This window comes from Paenibacillus sp. J22FR83, assembly GCF_059691955.1.
The window spans coordinates 445,329-463,854 of sequence record NZ_JCAUAM010000003.1 but is presented as its reverse complement, the minus strand read 5'-3'; the positions used below and the strand labels follow the sequence as shown (position 1 = coordinate 463,854).

The window sequence follows — 18,526 nt, the reverse complement described above, 5'->3', positions numbered from 1 at the left end:
TTTCAAGAAGCAACTAACTTCATCATAAGGATGCCAACCATTGCAATTGCAAGGCCAGATTGTTCTAGTTTCGAGAATTTGTCCTTCAAAATAAATCGAGTGTACAACAGGACGATCAGTACATTCAAAGCAACCACCGCTGAAACTAATCCAGTAATTCCGTTCGCAAAACCATGAATAATTAGAATCATTCCCATGACATTCGTAATGCCAACAGCCATACCGAACAGGAACGTCTTACGTTCTGTCCACGTGTTTCGCATTGTTGATTGCGGATCTTTCTTCTTCTTATCTTTCAACCACCATATGGCAAAACAAATCGTGCCTGTTGCAAACATAAAGAACAGTGTCGGGAATAAGGAAGCATGCACAAGGGTTGTCCATTTACTTGACAGATCGTTGGCTGCAAATAAAAGCAGCGCGATGACTCCCCAACCTGCACCCTGCAGGTTTTTCAACGTAATATCATTGGAATACCGTACGAATAAAATGCCAATGACAATAACAACAAAGGCAAACAGCTGAAGCAAGTTCAGCCGTTCACCCCATAGAATATATGCGAATAGTACAACAACAACCGATGGCAATCCTGTCAAAATGGCGACCAAAGAAGCCTTGCCTACTGCGAAGCCTTTGAACATGCTGGCATTGGCTCCGAAGGAGAACAAGCCCATTTGGATCCCAATTAGCGCCGAAACTTCCCATTCCGACTTCCATACCAGCGCACAGGCTAAACTGACAACTGCTCCCATAGCAAAAGTACCGCAAAGTAATACATTTCGATTCAGCGATTGCTGACTTGACCAATGATATAAAATTCCCCGCAGCCCAAAGCATAGCGCCGCGAGGACAGAAAATAACAGCCACATGATGTTCGTTACCTCATTCTTTCTTGTCTGAGAATATTATTTTTCTGTTAATCGGACTAATATGGCATCCCCGCCTGCGGATACTTTGACTTCAGCAAATTTGGCATTTTGTTCATAACTTCTTCCCGTTCCTTCTGGGATAAAGAAATTCTCGATGCCATACTTAATCCCTTCATAGCCCTCTCTTTCACCATTCAACCGAACTTCGTCAGGTGCAAGTTGTTCTCCCTCGCGGTACTCCCTGCGGAACTCATACACATCAGACGTTCCACTAGGTCCAAGAACGACGGTTATTTTACCTTTGAAAGTCATTTTTTCCACGACTTGATAAATCTCAGGCTCAGAAATCGTATATCGCAGACGAACATAATCTCCTTGAATCAAGGAGCGCGGGTCCAATGGCTGCAACTGCAACTTAATCAGCTTCCCATGACTGAGAAGATATTCACTCTTGCCAATTTGCAAAGACATCGCTACGATTTGAAGTCCAACTAATAATGCAATTAGCCAACGATTCGGGCTAATACCCGTTTGTTGAAGCGAGCCATCGTCTTTTTGGAGACCCTTCTTCTTCTCAATCCACACGGTAATTCCAATGATCAGAATACCGATGATTGCGAAACTGATGGATTTATGCAGAAGCTTCCACGCTAAATCGTAATATTTGTAGACGAGGAAAGCTATCCAGAAACCCATCGACCAATCAAATATCCATTTGATATGAAGCTGCCTGCTTATCAGAATTGCCGCTAGAACGATTATGAAGAAGAGTACATTCGTGGCATAGTACCACCCTGATTCCGTCATAAAAGTCAAAGAGAACAGCGCTAACAAGAAAGCAGGGAAACTGCTATACAGGATGGGCTTTCGGAAAGCCACCGGATGAATTCCTTGACCACCTGCGAAGAGCAAGAATAGTAATCCGGCAATCATGCTTATCACGGCAACGCCGCTATAGTTCCATATAAATAACACGAAGGCAAGGATAATTATAGAGGCTAAGAAAAAGAGAATCCGTGTAATCAACCCCTGTAGCAATACAAAAGCCGCAAGCGTTAAGGCAAGATAGATGAGCAGCATCGCAGATTGTTCTGTACCGACCGAAGCGCCGGTGCCCAACATAAGTCCGCTTAACATAATCGTAAAACGAGCTAAGACATTGAACTTACGCGCGGCCAACATGCCTATCACTGCGATAAACCCGTATCCGATCAGTATATTTGCTGGTTCATCAAATCCTAATACAACCGTCACAAGACCAATCAGCGTGAAACTTCCTAACAGGGAACCGATGATAATGACAGAAATCGTAAGCACACGTACGATCCATTTGCTGAAGTCTCCGTCGTTTTTGGTCGGTGCCTCGGCTTCTACCGTTGCTTCTGACTCAATCTTCTCAGTCGATGGCTTCCAAGCACGAACATAGTTCATAAACATCACATTCGCACCGATAAAAACGATAATGAACAACAAACTTACAATAAAGAAGAGTTCATTATGGTACTCAATAATCAATTCCACATACTTCGTGGTAATCGCGGCTGAAATCCACAATCCTGCGAACAGCAGATAGACTTTACTTTGTGTCCGATGTGCATACCAGATAGCCGCTGCCAGCGCTGCAATGAGTGGTACGTTCATCCAAATCCCATAATTCTCAAATGTGTGGGACACGGACATGATTACGAAGATACAAAGTGTCGCCTGAAAAGTCACCCATTTGAGAAAGGGAGAATGTAAGATCTCTTTCTCAAACAGAACAAACAAGGTACCGTTCACGATCGAAAGCCCTAACCAAATCACGAGCGTAACACCCTCGGCTTCGGAATAACTGCCCCATTTGGGAAAGAAGAACAATCCATAAGCAAGGTGCCCAAGTATATAGCTCAAGACATAATAGGGCTGCCATCTTGTAAGAATCGCATACAGAATGGCTGGAATTGACCATACGAGAAACAAACTGTAACTGTCTGCATGTGAGTTATAAGTTTGACCGATCAACCCGATCCCCACACCGAAAGAAATACAGCTGGCGAACAAGCTTAGCTTACTTAGAAACTCCCTTCCCACCTGGCGGGAAAGCCAAACGGATAACCCGTAAAATCCCAATATAAGTACAAATATAGGAATAAACTTCTCTAATCGGTTCAGCTTCTCCCAGTTAGAAGCAAAGAAGTAACCAATAGCAGTTAAAAGAGCACTAGCCCCTAGTACATAACCAAGTTGAATCATGATTTTGTTGGATTTCATGCTGTTTTCCCTCCCCTCGACTTACTTCTCATTTTACAGGACATCGCTGATTTGAGAAGTACTATCTATTCCTAGTACCTGATCATTAGCCTATAGAAGACATTCGGCCGCCCGCTTCATTCTCTGAAACATGACTTCCTTGTGAATGATGGGCCAGTTGCTCATAAATACCATGACGTGCAAGTAACTCGGTGTGTGTACCTTCTTCAACAATTTCCCCATGACTCATGACGATAATACGGTCAGCATGCATAATGGTTGATATTCGGTGTGCGATCACAATGGATGTTCTTCCTTCAGCAACAATGTTCAAAGCTGTTTGAATGAGCTGCTCGGTTTGTGAATCCAAATTCGCCGTAGCCTCATCCAGAATAAGAACTTTAGGTTTGAATACAATGATTCGTGCAAAAGAAATCAATTGCCGTTCACCTGCCGACAACCCGCTGCCTCTCTCTGAAATACGGGAATCATACCCATCTTTCATCCGTGTAATAAGTGCGTCCGCACCCACCAATTTACAAGCTTTAATGACCGTCTCACGTGAAATCGTGGAGTCGAACATCCTTACATTTTCAAAAATACTGCCTGCATATAGATATGGCTCTTGTTGGACCAACCCTATCGTTCGATGGAGATCCGTCTGGGAAATGTCCCGAATATCAATGCCGTCAATTCGTATGGCACCTCTCTGCACGTCATAGAAGCGACAGAGCAGACTGATCAGAGAACTTTTACCTGCACCTGTTGTACCTACAACCCCAATCATTTCACCGGGAGCGATATGTAAGTCCAAATCTTCAATAACTGCCGTATCCTTCTGATATCCAAAATGAACATGATCAAACTGAATGTCTCCTTGGACATTAACCAGTGGAATCAATTCTGAAACCTCTTTATCCTGAACTTCGGGTTTCGCCGAGAAAATATTCCAAATCCGACTCATGGATACTTGTGTAGACTGAAGTGTATTCCATTGCTGGGTGATATTATTGATAGGTTGAAAAAACTGTCTAATATACGTAATGAACGCGTAAAGTACGCCAAACTCAATCGCTTTATCAAAGACGGCGATACCGCCCACCCAAGTGATAAAAGCTATCGATAAATTACCTAAAATGTCAAAAGAGCGGTTAAACAACACACTAGTTCGGATCTCTCTTAAGTTCGCTCGGAAATAGCCTGTGTTCTTATCCGTAAACCGACTCATCTGCTCCTTCTCTTGATGAAACGCTTGAATAAGGTGCATGCCTGATAAGTTCTCTGCTGTGAACGCTACCATTTGAGATAGCTTGGATCGTGATAGCTGATACGTTTTGCGCATATAAGAACGGAAACCCACCGCAATAAGTACGATAATTGGAATCACGATCATACTATACAGCGTCAACATCGGATCCAAATGATACATGAGCACGATAATGAAAATCAACGTCATGCTGTCACGTACTAAACTGAGGAGTACTTGTGTGAAAAACTGATTCAATGTTTCCGTATCACTGGACACATGCGTGATCAAGCTTCCACTTGGCGTTTTATCATAATAAGACATCGATTGTTTGAAAATATGTTGAAATAAATCTTTGCGGATTTTGGCGACAATGCTTTGACCTGCGAATTGCAGCAGATTATTTTGAATATAGCTGAAAAACATACTTGAGATCGATAATCCCCCGTATAGCAAGCAGATCATGATCAATGCGTTGAAATCATTCTTGCCGATCATCAGATTATCGTCGATCGCTATTTTGACCAAATAGGGCTGAAATAAATCTGCCGCGATGCCTAATAAGGCACATACGACAACGGTTGCAAACGTGAGCTTATGCGGTTTAGCGTAAATGGCTAGCGAACGAAAGGAAGCTTTCGTTTGATTGAGGTCTTGTGGACGTTTATTCCGCTTGAACATCGTCGCTACCTCCTTCTTGGATGGCATACAGCTCTGCATACAAGCCATCTTGTTCAAGTAATTGATGATGTGTGCCGCGTTGAACAATCCTACCTTCATGCAGCACGATAATCTCATCCGTGTGTTTAAGTGCTGAAATGCGGTGCGCAATCCAGATGGTCGTCTTGTTCAATCGCTCTTTTCGAATCGCATCGATGATATGTTTTTCCGTTACGGAATCAACTGCGCTTACGCTGTCATCAAGAATCATCAGAGGTGAATCTTTAATAATTCCTCGAGCTAAACTCGTTCGCTGGCGTTGACCACCCGATAAGGTGACCCCGCGTTCGCCTAGTTTTGTCTCAAACTTTTCGGGAAATGAGACGATACTGGATAGAATTTGCGCTTTATTTGCAGCGCGTTCCACTTGTTCTATAGAGGATTCCCTTTTGAAGAAGGCAATATTATCCCGAATGGATGTGCTGAACAGAAAGCCCTCTTGTGGCACATAAGCGATTTGATTCCGCAGACTTTCCAGTGTCACATCACGGATATCGCTATCTCCAATCCATACCGTTCCTTCCGGCGGATCGTAAATTCGCAGCATGATTTTCATCAATGTGGACTTCCCGCTGCCTGTTTTGCCAATAATACCGATCGATTTCCCTGGTTCAATGGTCAGTGAGATATCATGAAGCACTTCATCCTCGTCATCTGGATACGCAAATGACAAATGCTCAATGCGAATCTCTTCCTGATCCAGATGCGTTGGCTGTGCAAGCTCATTCTGCTTAATTTCGGACTCCTTCGCTAGCAGCTCATTGACTCGTTCCAAGGATGCTCGAGAGCGCTGCAGCGCATTAATTACGCGCCCAATTTGCTGTAAGGGATTCACCATCATTCGGATATACAAGGTTAATTCAACGAAATGACCAATCGTGATACGCCCATGAATCGTCAAATAGCCCCCGAAGGCAATCGCAATAATAAGCGATACCGCACCCAGAAACGGGATTAACGCTTCAAATAACGAGGATAGTCGGACTAAACGAAGCTGCTTGTCACGAATCCGATCTACGGTTTCACTAAATCTGCCAATCATGATGGGTTCTACCGCGAATTTCTTCGCAACACGAATACCTCCAAATTGCTCTTCGGCTGATTCCGTCATTGTTCCTATTGCTTCCTGAACTTGTAATGAACGCTGTTTGATGATTGGTTGAAATTTAGCGGATAACACAGGAATAAGTAATAAGGGCACGATGCAGATCAGAATAACATACAGCGGGATGGAGCTAAATAACATTGAAACAATCGCAGCAGCAATTAAAATGACCGAGTTCACAATTTGGTTGATTCCCAAAGAAATGGATTCTCGAATAACGGTCACATCATTCATCACATAACTCAGCAGCTTACCCACACCATTTTGCGAATAAAAAGTGGCTCCAAGCCGAGTAAAGTGATCAAATAACCGATTTCTCGTTTCGAACTCGAAGCGTCGGCCGCTCCGCATAATCATGTACTGGCCAATCGCGCACAATACACCAAAGGCTACACCAATGATGAGCAGCTTCACGCTGTATTGCACAATTAAACTTGGGTTTAGTCCCCCTTTTTGGAGCTGATCCGTAAACATACCTAGCAGTTTAGGATAGTACGAGTGAATAATATTCCCTACCGAGATCAAGAGTGCGGCGATCACATACACCGGCCAATTCTTACGCAAGAAATTAACCAATAACCGTGTAGGCTTCAAAACGACATCACTTCCCATTACTAATTTTGACTCGCTTGTAAGTTTTCCCATGTATTATTAACGTCCGATCCACGCATTTCCCAGTATACGCCTATTCACTTCTACTTCCTATATCAGATATTGACGTTATAATAAGAGAAGTCGTCATAAATTTACATAGACCCATAGGAGGCGCAGGATCATGGACTTTATTTTAGATCGTATCGAAAATAAAATTGAGTTTTTTCAGGCGTATGATTTAAAAACACTGGAGAAGAAAATTAATGATCAAATCGACAATAACAAGGCGCTCATGCTTGATGTATATGCGATTCAGCATCACACTGTCTTCGACCCCAATGCAGTTAAAATGCTCTACAGTGCAGTGGTTCATTTCAAAGTGAAATAACAATCAGCTGCTCAAAAAAGATCGGTGGTACACCGAGACAATATCGCGAGCCCCAGGCTGCGCGCAAAAAACCACTCGCATCTTTGGAATGAGAGTGGTTTTAATTTTTTAAAGATCCGACATGAATTGGAAAGTCAAATCACCGAAACCTGGTAATCCTTCATGTCCGAAATCCGGGAAGATTTCTAATTTTTTGGTAGCCGTGATTTTATTATATGCAGCAAATTGGGTAGACGGCGGGCATACCGTGTCCATAAGACCTACACCCATCATCACTTCACCTTGAATGCGATTAGCTAAGTTTTGAATATCTATGTAGCCCAATTTCGTGAAATATTCTTCCTCGCGTTTGTGCTGTGGGTCATGACGACGGAAGAAGTCCTTCAACTCTTGATAAGCATCCTTCGCTAGATCCATCTCCCACACGCGCTTATAGTCGCTTAGGAAAGGATAGACGGGTGCTAGTTTCTTAATTCGTGGCTCAAGCGCTGCACAAGCAATCGTTAAAGCACCACCTTGCGAACCTCCCATAGCACCTACGCGTGCAGGGTCAACTTCAGGCATACTCATCGCGATACCAGCAAGCTGTGCAGTATCCAAGAAAATGTCGCGGAACAGGAGTTGATCCGGGTGATCATCCAATCCTCGCACGATGTGTCCTCTCAGCGTCGTCCCTTTGGTTCCGCCAACATCCTCTGAGAATCCGCCTTGACCACGACAATCCATGGAGAAGAAAGAATAGCCAAGTGCTGCGTAAGAAAGCTTATCGTTCCAATCGCCAGAATTACCTGAGTAGCCATGGAACTGAACAATCGCTGGATGCGGTTCTGTCACATTCTTCGGGCGAACATATTTCGCGTAAATGCGAGCGCCTTTCACACCTGTGAAATACAGATCAAAGCAGTCCGCATACGGTACTTGAAACTCACTAGGGCGAAGCTCGATTTGGGGATCTATCGCCTTCATTTCAGCGATTGCACGCTCCCAATACGTGTCAAAATCTTCGGGTCTTGGATTTCGTCCTTCGTACGTGTGTAGCTTTTCTAACGGATAATCAATTGCTGGCATGTGTCCATCCTCATTTCTACGATTTTAAGCGACCGTATAGGAAGTGAAATCGATGACTTCACCATTAATAAGTTTACTTATTCCCTGCGCCAGATCGCCGCTTAACAACAACGCTTGATTCAATAAAGACGTATAGGTAATCGTGTTATTTGCACCGTATGTAGGTTGCTTGTCATTCATCAATTGGGCAAAATGGTGAATATCGCGAATCCCAAGTAATTCTGCATGTGACTGATCAACGCATTCGACGACGACTGCATTCCTTCTACCTTGACTAGTTACAAAACAACGATCCTCCAGCACTTCTCGTTTGAACGCTTGCTGGATATAAACAGCCATGTAAACGTTACCTACTTGTCCAAACAGTCCATTAGGTGTCTCTACCCACTCCCCTAGAGGCAAACAACCTTTGATGTAACCAGGCTGGTCCGTTGGAATGTCATAGGAAGCCATAATAACCTGCTTATGAAAAAGCACTTCTGTGTATTCGCTTTGATGACGCAAATCTCCTTCTGGCTGCTCCAAATCTGGATGGAAAAAATAACCGTGATTCACACCTTGTACGTGATCAAGCGGAAAAGCGATGTCCCAGCGATGTTGTTCATTATCAAATTCACGAATTCGTTCCCACATCCCGCCCATTGCAAAGCTTTCTGTGATATATACATAACTATGCAGATGATCATTCTCATGCTGTGCTTGACCGATTTGTTTAGGTATTTGCCGCTTGATTTCAACGGGTACCGATGACCGATGCAAGGCTGTTTGAATGGTTTGCGCCGGCGCTTCATACGCTAGAAAACCCGCATACTCGGTTCTTGGCATGTGAGCCGGCAGCTTGAAATCCCCATATTGCACATAATCGTGCAGGACATTCGTATCTTTAGGCATGTCATGCGGCCAAATCCGTGCATGCGGCCCTACCCAAGCGCCACCTAAGTAGAACGTTGCTCGCTCGCTCCATAAATAGTCGAGCATGCGAGCGAGTTCACTACGGATTTCGGTATCTTGGATCAACTGCCACGCACAAGTGAACGCCTGCACCCAATGCCAGAACCATGGCAGTCCGCCGTATTCCGTCATCCCATTAGCAATGACTCTTTGGCGTGTCAATTGGAGACTTTCGAATCCATCTTGAACTAAAGCGGCGTCCCCATAGCGTTGTCCGAAAATAAGCTTCGCAGCTGTATATTTCGCTTCGTGATGACCATAACTTGAGAGCGGTTTCCGATAGAAGTTGCTCTCGTAAATATGGCGAAGCGTTGTATCAAACGCTACACGGAGCGCTTCGCTCAACTGCTCTTGATAACGCTGCGCAAAATAAACCATCAAGCTGCCCATAAGCTCGACTGGCAATGTATTCTTGGACGCCTCTTGAGGCGATGGTCTTAAGTTCAGAGGCCAGTGACCATAAGTGCTGCTGGCAGGATCTTGATCTTGAATCTGGAGTAAATGAAGAAGAACACTCTCTGCTTTAGCCTTCGCTGCAATCCGATCACCTTCGAAGGTGATCGCGGTATCCACCGATGCCGCAAAAAGATAAGATGCGTAATAGAAATTGTCACGCACGTCCCCTTCAAATAGAAAACCATTACTCAGAATGGGTTGTTTATAAGCTGCCTGCGCAATATTCGCAATAATTTCGTCTTGGCGTTGCTGGATCGTAGTCAAATTGTCATCTCCTATTAAAAAACATATGTAGCCTATTGGTTTAATATTAAGTTATCAGGCAAATTCTCGAATTGAAACGTTTCACTTCACCAATTTTATATGTTAATAAATGTAGCGTCAATGCGAAGTTATGGGGAAAAGGCCATGTGTTGCGAAGTTGAGCTAGTGCCGTGGGCTCCTGGCCGACTCCTAAAACCACCAGAGTCAGATTAAATGGAATTTGTACATCTATTTAGCTCATTTTCTCACGTATAATTTAGATTAAATGTAAAATATGTAGTTAATTTCCTCCATTCCGATCAATTCAGCCAAATCAACTGGAATTACCTACATAAAATACATCTAATTACTATTTCAATGCAATTTCGCATCAAATACATGTAGAAAATCCATCTATTTGCGGTATCAAAAAAAGAACCTCCAAATGTTAGATTGTGTCTAACGCTTGGAGGTTCTTTTAAATTATTGGATTAGCGAATATATATCCGTGTACGTATAACCATGAGCCTCAGCGACGGCTTGATATGTCACATGACCATGTGCCACATTAATCCCCTTGGCGATGGCTTTGTTGTCAAGTGCGGCACGCGCGAAGCCTTTCCCTGCGATTTGCAAACCATAGCTGGTCGTTACATTCGTCAACGCCAAAGTTGAAGTACGCGCAACGGCTCCCGGCATATTGGCTACCGCATAATGGATGACCCCATGCTTCACATAGGTTGGCTGATCATGGGTTGTCATACGGTCGATCGTCTCGATCGATCCACCCTGGTCAATGGCAACGTCGATGATTACACTGCCGGGGCTCATCGTTTTAACCATATCCTCTGTCACGAGACGAGGTGCTCTGGCACCAGGAATCAGTACTGCGCCAATAACGAGATCCGCACGTCGCACGACTTCGGCAATGTTGTATGGATTGGACATAATCGTTTTCACACGACCGTGAAATTGATCATCCAATTGGCGAAGTCGATCGGCATTCAAATCGACAATGGTCACATCAGCTCCGAGGCCTATGGCCATTTTCGCCGCATTCGCACCGACAATGCCACCACCGATCACTGCGACTTTACCAGGTTCAACACCAGGGACACCACCTAGCAGTATGCCTTTACCACCATGCGCCTTCTCTAGAAAATGGGCACCGATCTGCACAGACATACGCCCAGCCACTTCACTCATCGGCGTTAAGAGCGGTAAGCTGCCGTTATCAAGTTGGATCGTTTCATAAGCGATGGCTGTTACATTTTGACTAACAAGGGCATGTGTTAATTCCGCTTCAGGAGCTAGATGCAGATACGTGTACAAGATCAATCCATCATGAAAGAAACCATATTCCTCGAGTAGTGGTTCTTTCACTTTGACGACCATCTCCGATGACCAAACCTCCCCTGGGGTTGCCACAATTGTCGCACCTGCCGCCAAATAATCCTCGTCCTTGAATCCAATACTATGTCCGGCCAACGTTTCGACCCTTACTTCATGTCCTGCTTGTTTGTATGAAAGCACCGAGCTCGGTGTCATGCCAACGCGAAATTCGTTGTTTTTAATTTCTTTAGGAACGCCTATAATCATGCCCCATCAACCTCTCTTGAGGATCCCTTCATGTAAGGATCGCTCTCTACTTGTTTCCAAGTATAAGAGAGAATTTGGTATATGCCATTAGACATATTGTCAAAAAACCACGTATTTTCTTTTCACAATTTCTTCTCCGGATATAGAAGCTGATAAGCTCTGATTCCCACTTGAAGTGCCAATCGTTTCTCAGGATGCATATAATCGGAGCCAAGTAGTTCTTCAATTTTGTCCAAACGATAATAGAGCGATTGCCGCACGATAAACAGTTGCCCCGCAGCAACTTGCTTCGACCCATCATGATCCAGATACACTTTCAGTGTTCGCAGCAAGTCACTGCCTTTTAAGGTATCGTGATCAATGAGTGGACCGAGGTAGGAGCGCACGAATGACGCAAGAATTTCCTTGTCCGCGATATGAAATAATAGCTCGAATACGCCTAACTCATCATAAAACATCACATTCTTCTGCTGTAACGTAACGGTTACTGACAGCGCTTGGAGTGCCTCTTGGTAACTGCGATGCGCTTGTAAGAAGCTATGATTCGGCTGCCCAATCCCGATCTTGAGTCGAGCTCCTGCGTGATCCTTCATTCCTTGAAGAGATGCAAGTACATGCTGCAAGCGCTCTTTGGCTGGCTTCTTAGGAGCCTTATCGAAGGCGAGAACGACAAGTCTGTTATGTTTCAAAGTAATGATGGGATGAAATAGCCCCCCTTCAAAAACCGATCTAGCCGCAAGCGACAAGTGTAGCCCCATCGATTCAATCCCGTCATCTTCCGCAGTCAGATCTTCTTCTTGTTCCTGCTCAAATTCGATCAGAACCACCTGATAAACCAGCGCATTTAGACGTTTAAATTCAGTACCGATCAGTTCCTTAATCTGCTCCTCCTCTTGTATGCGCATATGAAGCAAATCATCCACCCACAGGGTTTGCGAATACAATTTTCGTTCTTCCATATACCGTTTCCGCAACAAGTCCTGTGCAATTGACAGGGAAGCTGAATCAAGTATTAAATACTCATATTCCTGCGGCTTACGATCAAGCACGAGCAGAATGTGTGCCCATGTTTTGCCCATTGCGCCAACAGGTTGAACGATAACAGATTGGCCCTCTATCTCCTCCAAATACAATCCTGCTCCTGTTTCGCCAGACCTACTTTCACTATTTTGGGAAGCAAGGAAATCCAACCATTTCGCTGACTCCCATTTACCAAGAGGCGGAGTGAATTTCGGCTGTGCATCAATTGGCACATAAATGACTTGACCTTTGGTGCTGCTTTGCAACAAAGCAAGTACATGCGTGACACCTTGGGAAGACAACGTCATGCGATGAAATTCACGCGATACTTTCTCCAAATCCTGAAGCGCTTTATGATGCTGATTAATAATATGGGCATGGATATCCTGCGTGATATCGATAAATCGAACCGCTTCCGGGAAAATAATGAGTGGGAAATCGTGATCCTCAGCAGCGTCCAACCAATCTTGAGGAACTGAACTTATATAGTGTCCCATCTCCATACAAAGACAGGTTACGTTTCTGTGGATTAGCTGCTCCAAATAGGTCATGAACGATTTCGTATCGTTCTTGAAGGCGGCACCCGTCGTTAGAATCATCTCGCCACCTTGCAGCAGCTCTTCAAATTGGCTCACTTCGATAATATGAACCCAGCGGACTAATCGTCCTAAACCCATTTTGCCAGCCGCGATATAGGCATGTTGAAAAGTCGGACGTTCCAGTACCTCTTCAACGGTTAATTGATAGTTCTGATGCATGTAAACTCACTTCTCTCTGCTCGTTCTCAATTTTCGCTTCTCGCAAAGTTATCCACAATCTTACCATCATAGTATTTGTGTATATCTGTCAGGTTTTCAATCAAGCTAGTTACTTCTCAAGTGTACACGAAAATCATGAAGGATTCACACTCCTGTTCTCACATCTAATCACTAACTTCACTTACGAAAAAAGCGCCAGCTCCCGGAAATCAGAGCTAGCGGTGTACAATCAACGCTTATAAAACAAAAGCACGCACCCATCCCATCGGGACGTGTACGTGCTAGGAAAGGCATAAATCTATTCATATATCGCTTTGTCTATCGCAACCGTCTGACCTGACCACACTTGCTGGGAGGTCCACGGTACAGCCGCACCTTGCCAGAATTCATCATCCGCTGTCAAGCCTAGCGGTAGAAACACCGCCGAACATAAGTATAAGCTTCCTGTTGAGATATAAGGCTCGCCTAGCTCCGGTTGGTGTCCGCAAAGTCCTATCCGCAGCCAACCGCCTTCATCGAAAGTACCTGGTGCTTCAATCAAACGGCGTATGACGGCCGTCAAAGCTCCGCGTACTTGAGCTGGCTGTACACCAACAGGCAACTCACGTCGCTGTGATGTCTGGGCCAGCGCTTGGAAAGCTCCGAATCGGTAAGCTAACGAACGGCCGATCGCTGGGAAAGTGCCTTCAGGTGAAATCATGCGCTCCTGAACGGCCGCATAACGTTGCGCGCGCTTCAGAATGTTCTCGCGCATGTTGCCCCAATCCCCATATAGCTCATGCACATGCTCAATGATATCCACCATCATTGGCTGAATAACAAAGCTGTTATAGTAATCCGCATGATAGTCCACGCCATCACCATACATGCCATCGCCTAGATACCATTGTTCATGCTGTTTCAAAGCAAAGTCAACACGCATATGGTCCCAGTCTTCGCCCATGACACCTAGCGCAGTTTCTGTCATTGCTGCGAAGAGCAGCCAGTTGTTGAAACCTGGCTTACGCGTCCGTGACGTTTTCATCGCGGCAGCAAGATTCTTTTGAACACGGGAGTCCAAGCTGTGCCACAGCGTATTCGGTGCACGCAGGATGGCGTGCGCTAAGAATGCGGTATCCACGATTGGCTGCATGCCCGTCGCAAAATTCAAGAAATCCGGAGACTCTGGATCCGTTGCCGCATCCATCGCCTCTTGGGCGAGCTTGACGTACGCCTGACGAAGCTGCTCTTCCTCAGTATCTAACGCTGGCGTCTCTAGCCAAGGGGCGATTCCGACGAGCGTACGACCGAACGCTTCGAGATGCGTGAACGCGTGTTGCTCTTCTTTTTTACATTCAACTGGCATTGTGGCTCTAAGTTGTCTGTTTGCTAGCGCCCGAAGGACAGGCTCAGCGATGCGATGCATCGTCTGAACCCAATAGGCGCGATCTGTTGCCACAGCCGATTGTGAATTACTCATACCAATACCCCTTGAATCCTTTTTCCAAACGAAGCAGAGCTTCTAGATAGTAGTAGTCGCCCCAAATCACATAATCATCCGGTGCAGCGCCGCCGCGAACACTGTAAGAACCGCGCTCAAGGAGACCTTGTGCATCCGGTTTGCCAATTGTTGCGTAGGATTTCACAAGTCCTGCCATCGAACGTTGTACCCCATCTTCCAAGAATGCACGATCTGGATCATCCGCTGCCAAATGCTCAAGAATCTCTAAAGCCCCTGCAGATGCAATCGCTGAAGCTGAACTATCTCGTTTCGTTTCGGCATTAACTGGCGCATTGAAATCCCAGTATACAACATCGTCTTCTGGCAAACGCTCGAAGAAATAACGTGCTAACCGTTTAGCTGTCTCTAGATACAGCGGATTTTTGGTATAGTGATAAGAAAGCGCAAACCCGTAAATTCCCCACGCTTGTCCTCTTGTCCAAGTAGATCCATCTTGATAACCTTGATGCGTTCCACCACGCAGTGGTTCACCTGTTTCTTGGTCAAAATAGAACGTGTGATACGATGAATCGTCACCACGTACCAAGTAGCGGCGCGATAGATCCGCATGGATAATCGCGACTTCTTTATATTTCGCATCTCCTGTTTGCTCGTATGCCCAGTAAAGCAAAGGAAGATTCAACAAACAATCGATAATGATCCGCCCGCCATTGTGCTCATCGCCTTCAGGACCCCAAGCTTGAATATATTGGCCCTTCGGTCTCCAACGTTTCATCAACACGTCTGCAGCCTGCAAAGTAAGTTGTTTCGCGTTCTCATCCTTCTCCAGGATCCATTGTGCTTTGGAAGAAAGGGAATATAAGAATCCAATATCATGATGATCCAATCCAACATGATTCTCTAGTCGATTTTTAAAACTCGCAACCGTTTTCTGTGCAGCCTCTTGGAATACTTTGTCACCGCTATACTGGTAGCTCAGCCACAGAATTCCTGACCAGAAGCCATCCGTCCAATCGGTATTCGGATTCAAATGATAAATATCGTTCTCACTAACATGAGGGAACTGATCCCCAAAACGCTCAATATTCACTTTCGTCTTCTGCAAAGCATCCTCAATAGCTTGTTTCCACATGATAGAATCACTCCGTATCCCTTGTAATAGGTTGCTCAATACCTGCTCCATTTTTCACGAGCGTGTTAAACGTTTAACACTCATATTTAGATTAAATTGAAACGTTTAACCTGTCAAGTAAAATTAACGATTTTGCTATCCTTTTTGGACGAAACCATTGCCTCCATGTTACTGCTGATATCTAAAGCAAATCTTTAATTAGATTATTCTTAAAAAATAGGCTTTTCCCTCTAAAAAAAAATAGAACCAACATCGATTTCCTTACGTAATACTATTCATGCATGACATTCTTTCAGTGTTAGGGAGGTTTCTTGCTTATGACAATCACATTCGCCTTTCACCACAATACTTCTATCCGGGACGCTATCTCTGAGATCGTCTGGTATCTAAGAAAGAAACGCAGAGCGTAATCCAATCCATTTCCCTAAGAAACATAGAAGAAGAACAAAGCCTATGGCTTTCCGTTATCGGAGAGACATAGGCTTTGTTGCATTTGAACTTATTTGTATTTGAGAACTTATTTGAACTTCTATAAGGCTGCGCCTTTTCCACCATCAATATTCACAGAGGTCCCTGTTACATAGGAAGCGGCATCAGATGCCAAAAAGGTAATCACATTCGCTGCTTCCTCCGCATTCCCAATACGGCCTAATGGAATATCATGCCGCGGATCACTTGCAAACTCTTCCCACGTGAGGTCAGGTGCAACTTTTTTCCAAACTTTCTCGATCTGATCACTGCGGATTGTCCCAATACATACGGTATTGACCCGAATCTGTGCAGAGCCCAAATCTTTACTCATTGCATTCGTTAATGCCAAACCAGCCGCTCTGCTAACCGATGTCGGGAGTGATGAGGCTGGAGGTGTTTTGGCTGCGGACGTCGTAATGTTTATGATCGAACCTCCACCTGCTTCTCGCATATGTGGAATCGCAAATTGTGAGCAATGGATCGCCCCGAATAATTTCAATTCCAAATCTTGACGCCACACAGCCGATCCTACCTGTTCAAATGGTGCAGCAGCAGCTGTCCCTGCATTATTCACAAGAATATGTAATTCGCCAAAATGTTGAACCGTCTCTTCAATCGCTCGCTGACAATCCGCTTCCGATGTCACATCTGCCACAATGGCTAGTACTTCGCCTTCGGTTAGATTGGCAATTTGAATCGCAGCTTCCTCAAGCTGCTCTGAATTTCGCGCAAGGATAGCCACTTTCGCCCCTTCGCGGGACAAAGAAATAGCGGTAGCAAGTCCAATCCCTTTGCTTCCCCCTGTAATTAAAGCTACCTTATTGTGCAAGCCCAAATGCATATGGTTCGCTTCCTTTCTCTCAATAACAGAATAATGGCAACCTACCTACTGTAAGCATACGCCATCACAACGCCTTTTTTCAAATTCCATCTGAACGAAGGTAACGAAAAAACCACGAGAACCTAACATCCTCATGGTTTTTCTTTGCCGCTACTATTGGTTTAAATAAACAGCTTGGCCTGTGCGAGCGGACTCGTAGATGGCTTCAAGGATTTGCGATACAACATACGCTTGCTCAGGCGTTACTACCGGATCAATATCTTGGTCAATCGCATTGATCCAAGTACGCATTTCTACATCAGCAGCGCTTTCCGTTTTACCGTCGTAGAAAGCAACACCGCCTGCTTTCAAATCAACTTCGGTTGTGTATAGACGACTGTGCTTCTCGCCATTGATGCGAAGGCCGCCTTTCATATCCGCTCCGCCTTCTGTTCCACTCAACGAGCACTTCGCTTCGTCAACTTCAAGCGTGTTTAAAGCCCAGCTGGATTCAAGAATAATCGTTGCGCCATTCTCCATGACGATCATCCCGAATGCGGAATCCTCAACAGTAAACTTACTTGGATCCCATGGTCCCCATGCGTTAGCTGCGTTTTCTTTTTGAGACAATTGGTGATAAGACGTACCTAATACGACTTTCGGCTTATAGTTATCCATCATCCAAAGTGTAAGATCCAAGGCATGCGTACCGATATCGATTAACGGACCGCCACCTTGTTTCTCTTCATCAAGGAAAACACCCCATGTAGGTACTGCACGACGACGAATCGCATGTGCTTTAGCAAAATAAATGTGGCCAAGCTCTCCATCTTCACACACGTTTTTCAAGTGCTGGCTATCCGGACGGAAACGGTTGTTGTAACCAATCGTCAATTTTTTGCCAGTGCGTTTCGCTGTTTCAACCATGCGTTTCGCATCTTCAGCTGTTTTCGCCATCGGTTTCTCGCACATTACATGCTTGCCAGCTTCTAGAGCAGCAATAGAAATTTCAGCATGTGAAATATTCGGTGTCAAAACATGCACGATATCAATCGTAGCATCTTGTAGAACTTCTTTATAATCTTCGCAAACTAGCGCGCCTTCAATCCCATATTTCGCTGCAGCAGTCGCAGCACTCTCTTGAATAATGTCACAAAATGCGACTAATTCAACATTGGATAACTTACTCAAACTAGGTAAATGCTTACCATTCGCAATTCCACCGCAACCAATAATACCAATTCGATACTTACGTGACATGTGAAGACCTCCAGTAGGTTTTTGCCTTGCAACAACCATATATGATATCTAGACAACTCTATTAAATGTAGCACATGAAAACGCTTATTTTTAGTCTAACTTTCGGACAATCAGACTCAGAAATTACGACACGACAAAAAACCAGGAGAAGATGTC

At 44.7% G+C, this 18,526-nt stretch carries 13 protein-coding genes; 1 reads left to right on the top strand and 12 read right to left on the bottom strand.

Annotated elements, in window-relative coordinates; genetic code table 11:
• Positions 1-2 precede the first annotated feature (2 nt).
• The 4 genes from AC58PV_RS07760 to AC58PV_RS07745 all read right to left on the bottom strand — a co-directional run bounded on the left by AC58PV_RS07760 (position 3) and on the right by AC58PV_RS07745 (position 6,763).
• The gene (locus AC58PV_RS07760; protein ID WP_497431693.1) at positions 3-869 is read right to left on the bottom strand and encodes an EamA family transporter; all 867 of its coding nucleotides are present in this window, start codon (positions 867-869) and stop codon (positions 3-5) included.
• Between the two features lie 36 nt (positions 870-905).
• Positions 906-3,119, bottom strand: coding sequence for a GDYXXLXY domain-containing protein (locus AC58PV_RS07755; RefSeq protein ID WP_497431692.1), 2,214 nt, complete (start codon positions 3,117-3,119; stop codon positions 906-908).
• Positions 3,120-3,204: 85 nt separating this feature from the next.
• Positions 3,205-5,025 carry an ABC transporter ATP-binding protein gene (locus AC58PV_RS07750; RefSeq protein ID WP_497431691.1) on the bottom strand — a complete coding sequence of 607 codons (1,821 nt, stop codon included), beginning with the start codon at positions 5,023-5,025 and terminating at the stop codon, positions 3,205-3,207.
• Positions 5,009-6,763 carry an ABC transporter ATP-binding protein gene (locus AC58PV_RS07745; RefSeq protein WP_497431690.1) on the bottom strand — a complete coding sequence of 585 codons (1,755 nt, stop codon included), beginning with the start codon at positions 6,761-6,763 and terminating at the stop codon, positions 5,009-5,011. The genes AC58PV_RS07750 and AC58PV_RS07745 overlap by 17 nt, the downstream gene beginning before the upstream one ends.
• Positions 6,764-6,944: 181 nt before the next feature.
• Here AC58PV_RS07745 and AC58PV_RS07740 point away from each other — a divergent pair, with 181 nt between their 5' ends.
• On the top strand, positions 6,945-7,151 hold the full coding sequence (locus AC58PV_RS07740; protein WP_497431689.1) for a YrzA family protein: 207 nt from the start codon (positions 6,945-6,947) through the stop codon (positions 7,149-7,151).
• A 108-nt stretch (positions 7,152-7,259) separates the two neighbouring features.
• On the opposite strand, the gene AC58PV_RS07735 is transcribed toward AC58PV_RS07740, so the two are convergent.
• The 8 genes from AC58PV_RS07735 to AC58PV_RS07700 all read right to left on the bottom strand — a co-directional run bounded on the left by AC58PV_RS07735 (position 7,260) and on the right by AC58PV_RS07700 (position 18,370).
• Entirely contained in the window at positions 7,260-8,219 is a 960-nt protein-coding gene (locus AC58PV_RS07735) for an acetylxylan esterase (RefSeq protein ID WP_497431688.1), read from the bottom strand.
• Between the two features lie 24 nt (positions 8,220-8,243).
• Positions 8,244-9,890 (bottom strand): hypothetical protein, encoded by a 1,647-nt coding sequence (locus AC58PV_RS07730; protein WP_497431687.1) that lies wholly within the window; start codon positions 9,888-9,890, stop codon positions 8,244-8,246.
• A gap of 462 nt (positions 9,891-10,352) precedes the next feature.
• Positions 10,353-11,468, bottom strand: coding sequence for an alanine dehydrogenase (gene ald / locus AC58PV_RS07725; RefSeq protein ID WP_497431686.1), 1,116 nt, complete (start codon positions 11,466-11,468; stop codon positions 10,353-10,355).
• Between the two features lie 122 nt (positions 11,469-11,590).
• The gene (locus tag AC58PV_RS07720; RefSeq protein WP_497431685.1) at positions 11,591-13,246 is read right to left on the bottom strand and encodes a PucR family transcriptional regulator; all 1,656 of its coding nucleotides are present in this window, start codon (positions 13,244-13,246) and stop codon (positions 11,591-11,593) included.
• Between the two features lie 298 nt (positions 13,247-13,544).
• The gene (locus AC58PV_RS07715) at positions 13,545-14,705 is read right to left on the bottom strand and encodes a DUF2264 domain-containing protein (RefSeq protein ID WP_497431684.1); all 1,161 of its coding nucleotides are present in this window, start codon (positions 14,703-14,705) and stop codon (positions 13,545-13,547) included.
• Positions 14,698-15,819 (bottom strand): glycoside hydrolase family 88 protein, encoded by a 1,122-nt coding sequence (locus tag AC58PV_RS07710; RefSeq protein WP_497431683.1) that lies wholly within the window; start codon positions 15,817-15,819, stop codon positions 14,698-14,700. Before AC58PV_RS07710 ends, AC58PV_RS07715 begins: the two co-directional genes overlap by 8 nt.
• A gap of 529 nt (positions 15,820-16,348) precedes the next feature.
• Positions 16,349-17,131, bottom strand: coding sequence for an SDR family NAD(P)-dependent oxidoreductase (locus tag AC58PV_RS07705; protein ID WP_497431682.1), 783 nt, complete (start codon positions 17,129-17,131; stop codon positions 16,349-16,351).
• Between the two features lie 153 nt (positions 17,132-17,284).
• Positions 17,285-18,370 carry a Gfo/Idh/MocA family protein gene (locus AC58PV_RS07700; RefSeq protein ID WP_497431681.1) on the bottom strand — a complete coding sequence of 362 codons (1,086 nt, stop codon included), beginning with the start codon at positions 18,368-18,370 and terminating at the stop codon, positions 17,285-17,287.
• Between the last annotated feature and the right edge of the window lie 156 nt (positions 18,371-18,526).

What these genes read in the sequence shown, in the direction of transcription:
- AC58PV_RS07710 (WP_497431683.1), bottom strand. Translation starts at nt 15,819, where the DNA reads ATGTGGAAACAAGCTATTGAGGATGCTTTGCAGAAGACGAAAGTGAAT.
- AC58PV_RS07740 (WP_497431689.1), top strand. Translation starts at nt 6,945, where the DNA reads ATGGACTTTATTTTAGATCGTATCGAAAATAAAATTGAGTTTTTTCAG.
- AC58PV_RS07720 (WP_497431685.1), bottom strand. Translation starts at nt 13,246, where the DNA reads ATGCATCAGAACTATCAATTAACCGTTGAAGAGGTACTGGAACGTCCG.
- AC58PV_RS07705 (WP_497431682.1), bottom strand. Translation starts at nt 17,131, where the DNA reads ATGCATTTGGGCTTGCACAATAAGGTAGCTTTAATTACAGGGGGAAGC.
- AC58PV_RS07755 (WP_497431692.1), bottom strand. Translation starts at nt 3,119, where the DNA reads ATGAAATCCAACAAAATCATGATTCAACTTGGTTATGTACTAGGGGCT.
- AC58PV_RS07760 (WP_497431693.1), bottom strand. Translation starts at nt 869, where the DNA reads ATGTGGCTGTTATTTTCTGTCCTCGCGGCGCTATGCTTTGGGCTGCGG.
- AC58PV_RS07750 (WP_497431691.1), bottom strand. Translation starts at nt 5,025, where the DNA reads ATGTTCAAGCGGAATAAACGTCCACAAGACCTCAATCAAACGAAAGCT.
- AC58PV_RS07735 (WP_497431688.1), bottom strand. Translation starts at nt 8,219, where the DNA reads ATGCCAGCAATTGATTATCCGTTAGAAAAGCTACACACGTACGAAGGA.
- AC58PV_RS07715 (WP_497431684.1), bottom strand. Translation starts at nt 14,705, where the DNA reads ATGAGTAATTCACAATCGGCTGTGGCAACAGATCGCGCCTATTGGGTT.
- ald (WP_497431686.1), bottom strand. Translation starts at nt 11,468, where the DNA reads ATGATTATAGGCGTTCCTAAAGAAATTAAAAACAACGAATTTCGCGTT.
- AC58PV_RS07700 (WP_497431681.1), bottom strand. Translation starts at nt 18,370, where the DNA reads ATGTCACGTAAGTATCGAATTGGTATTATTGGTTGCGGTGGAATTGCG.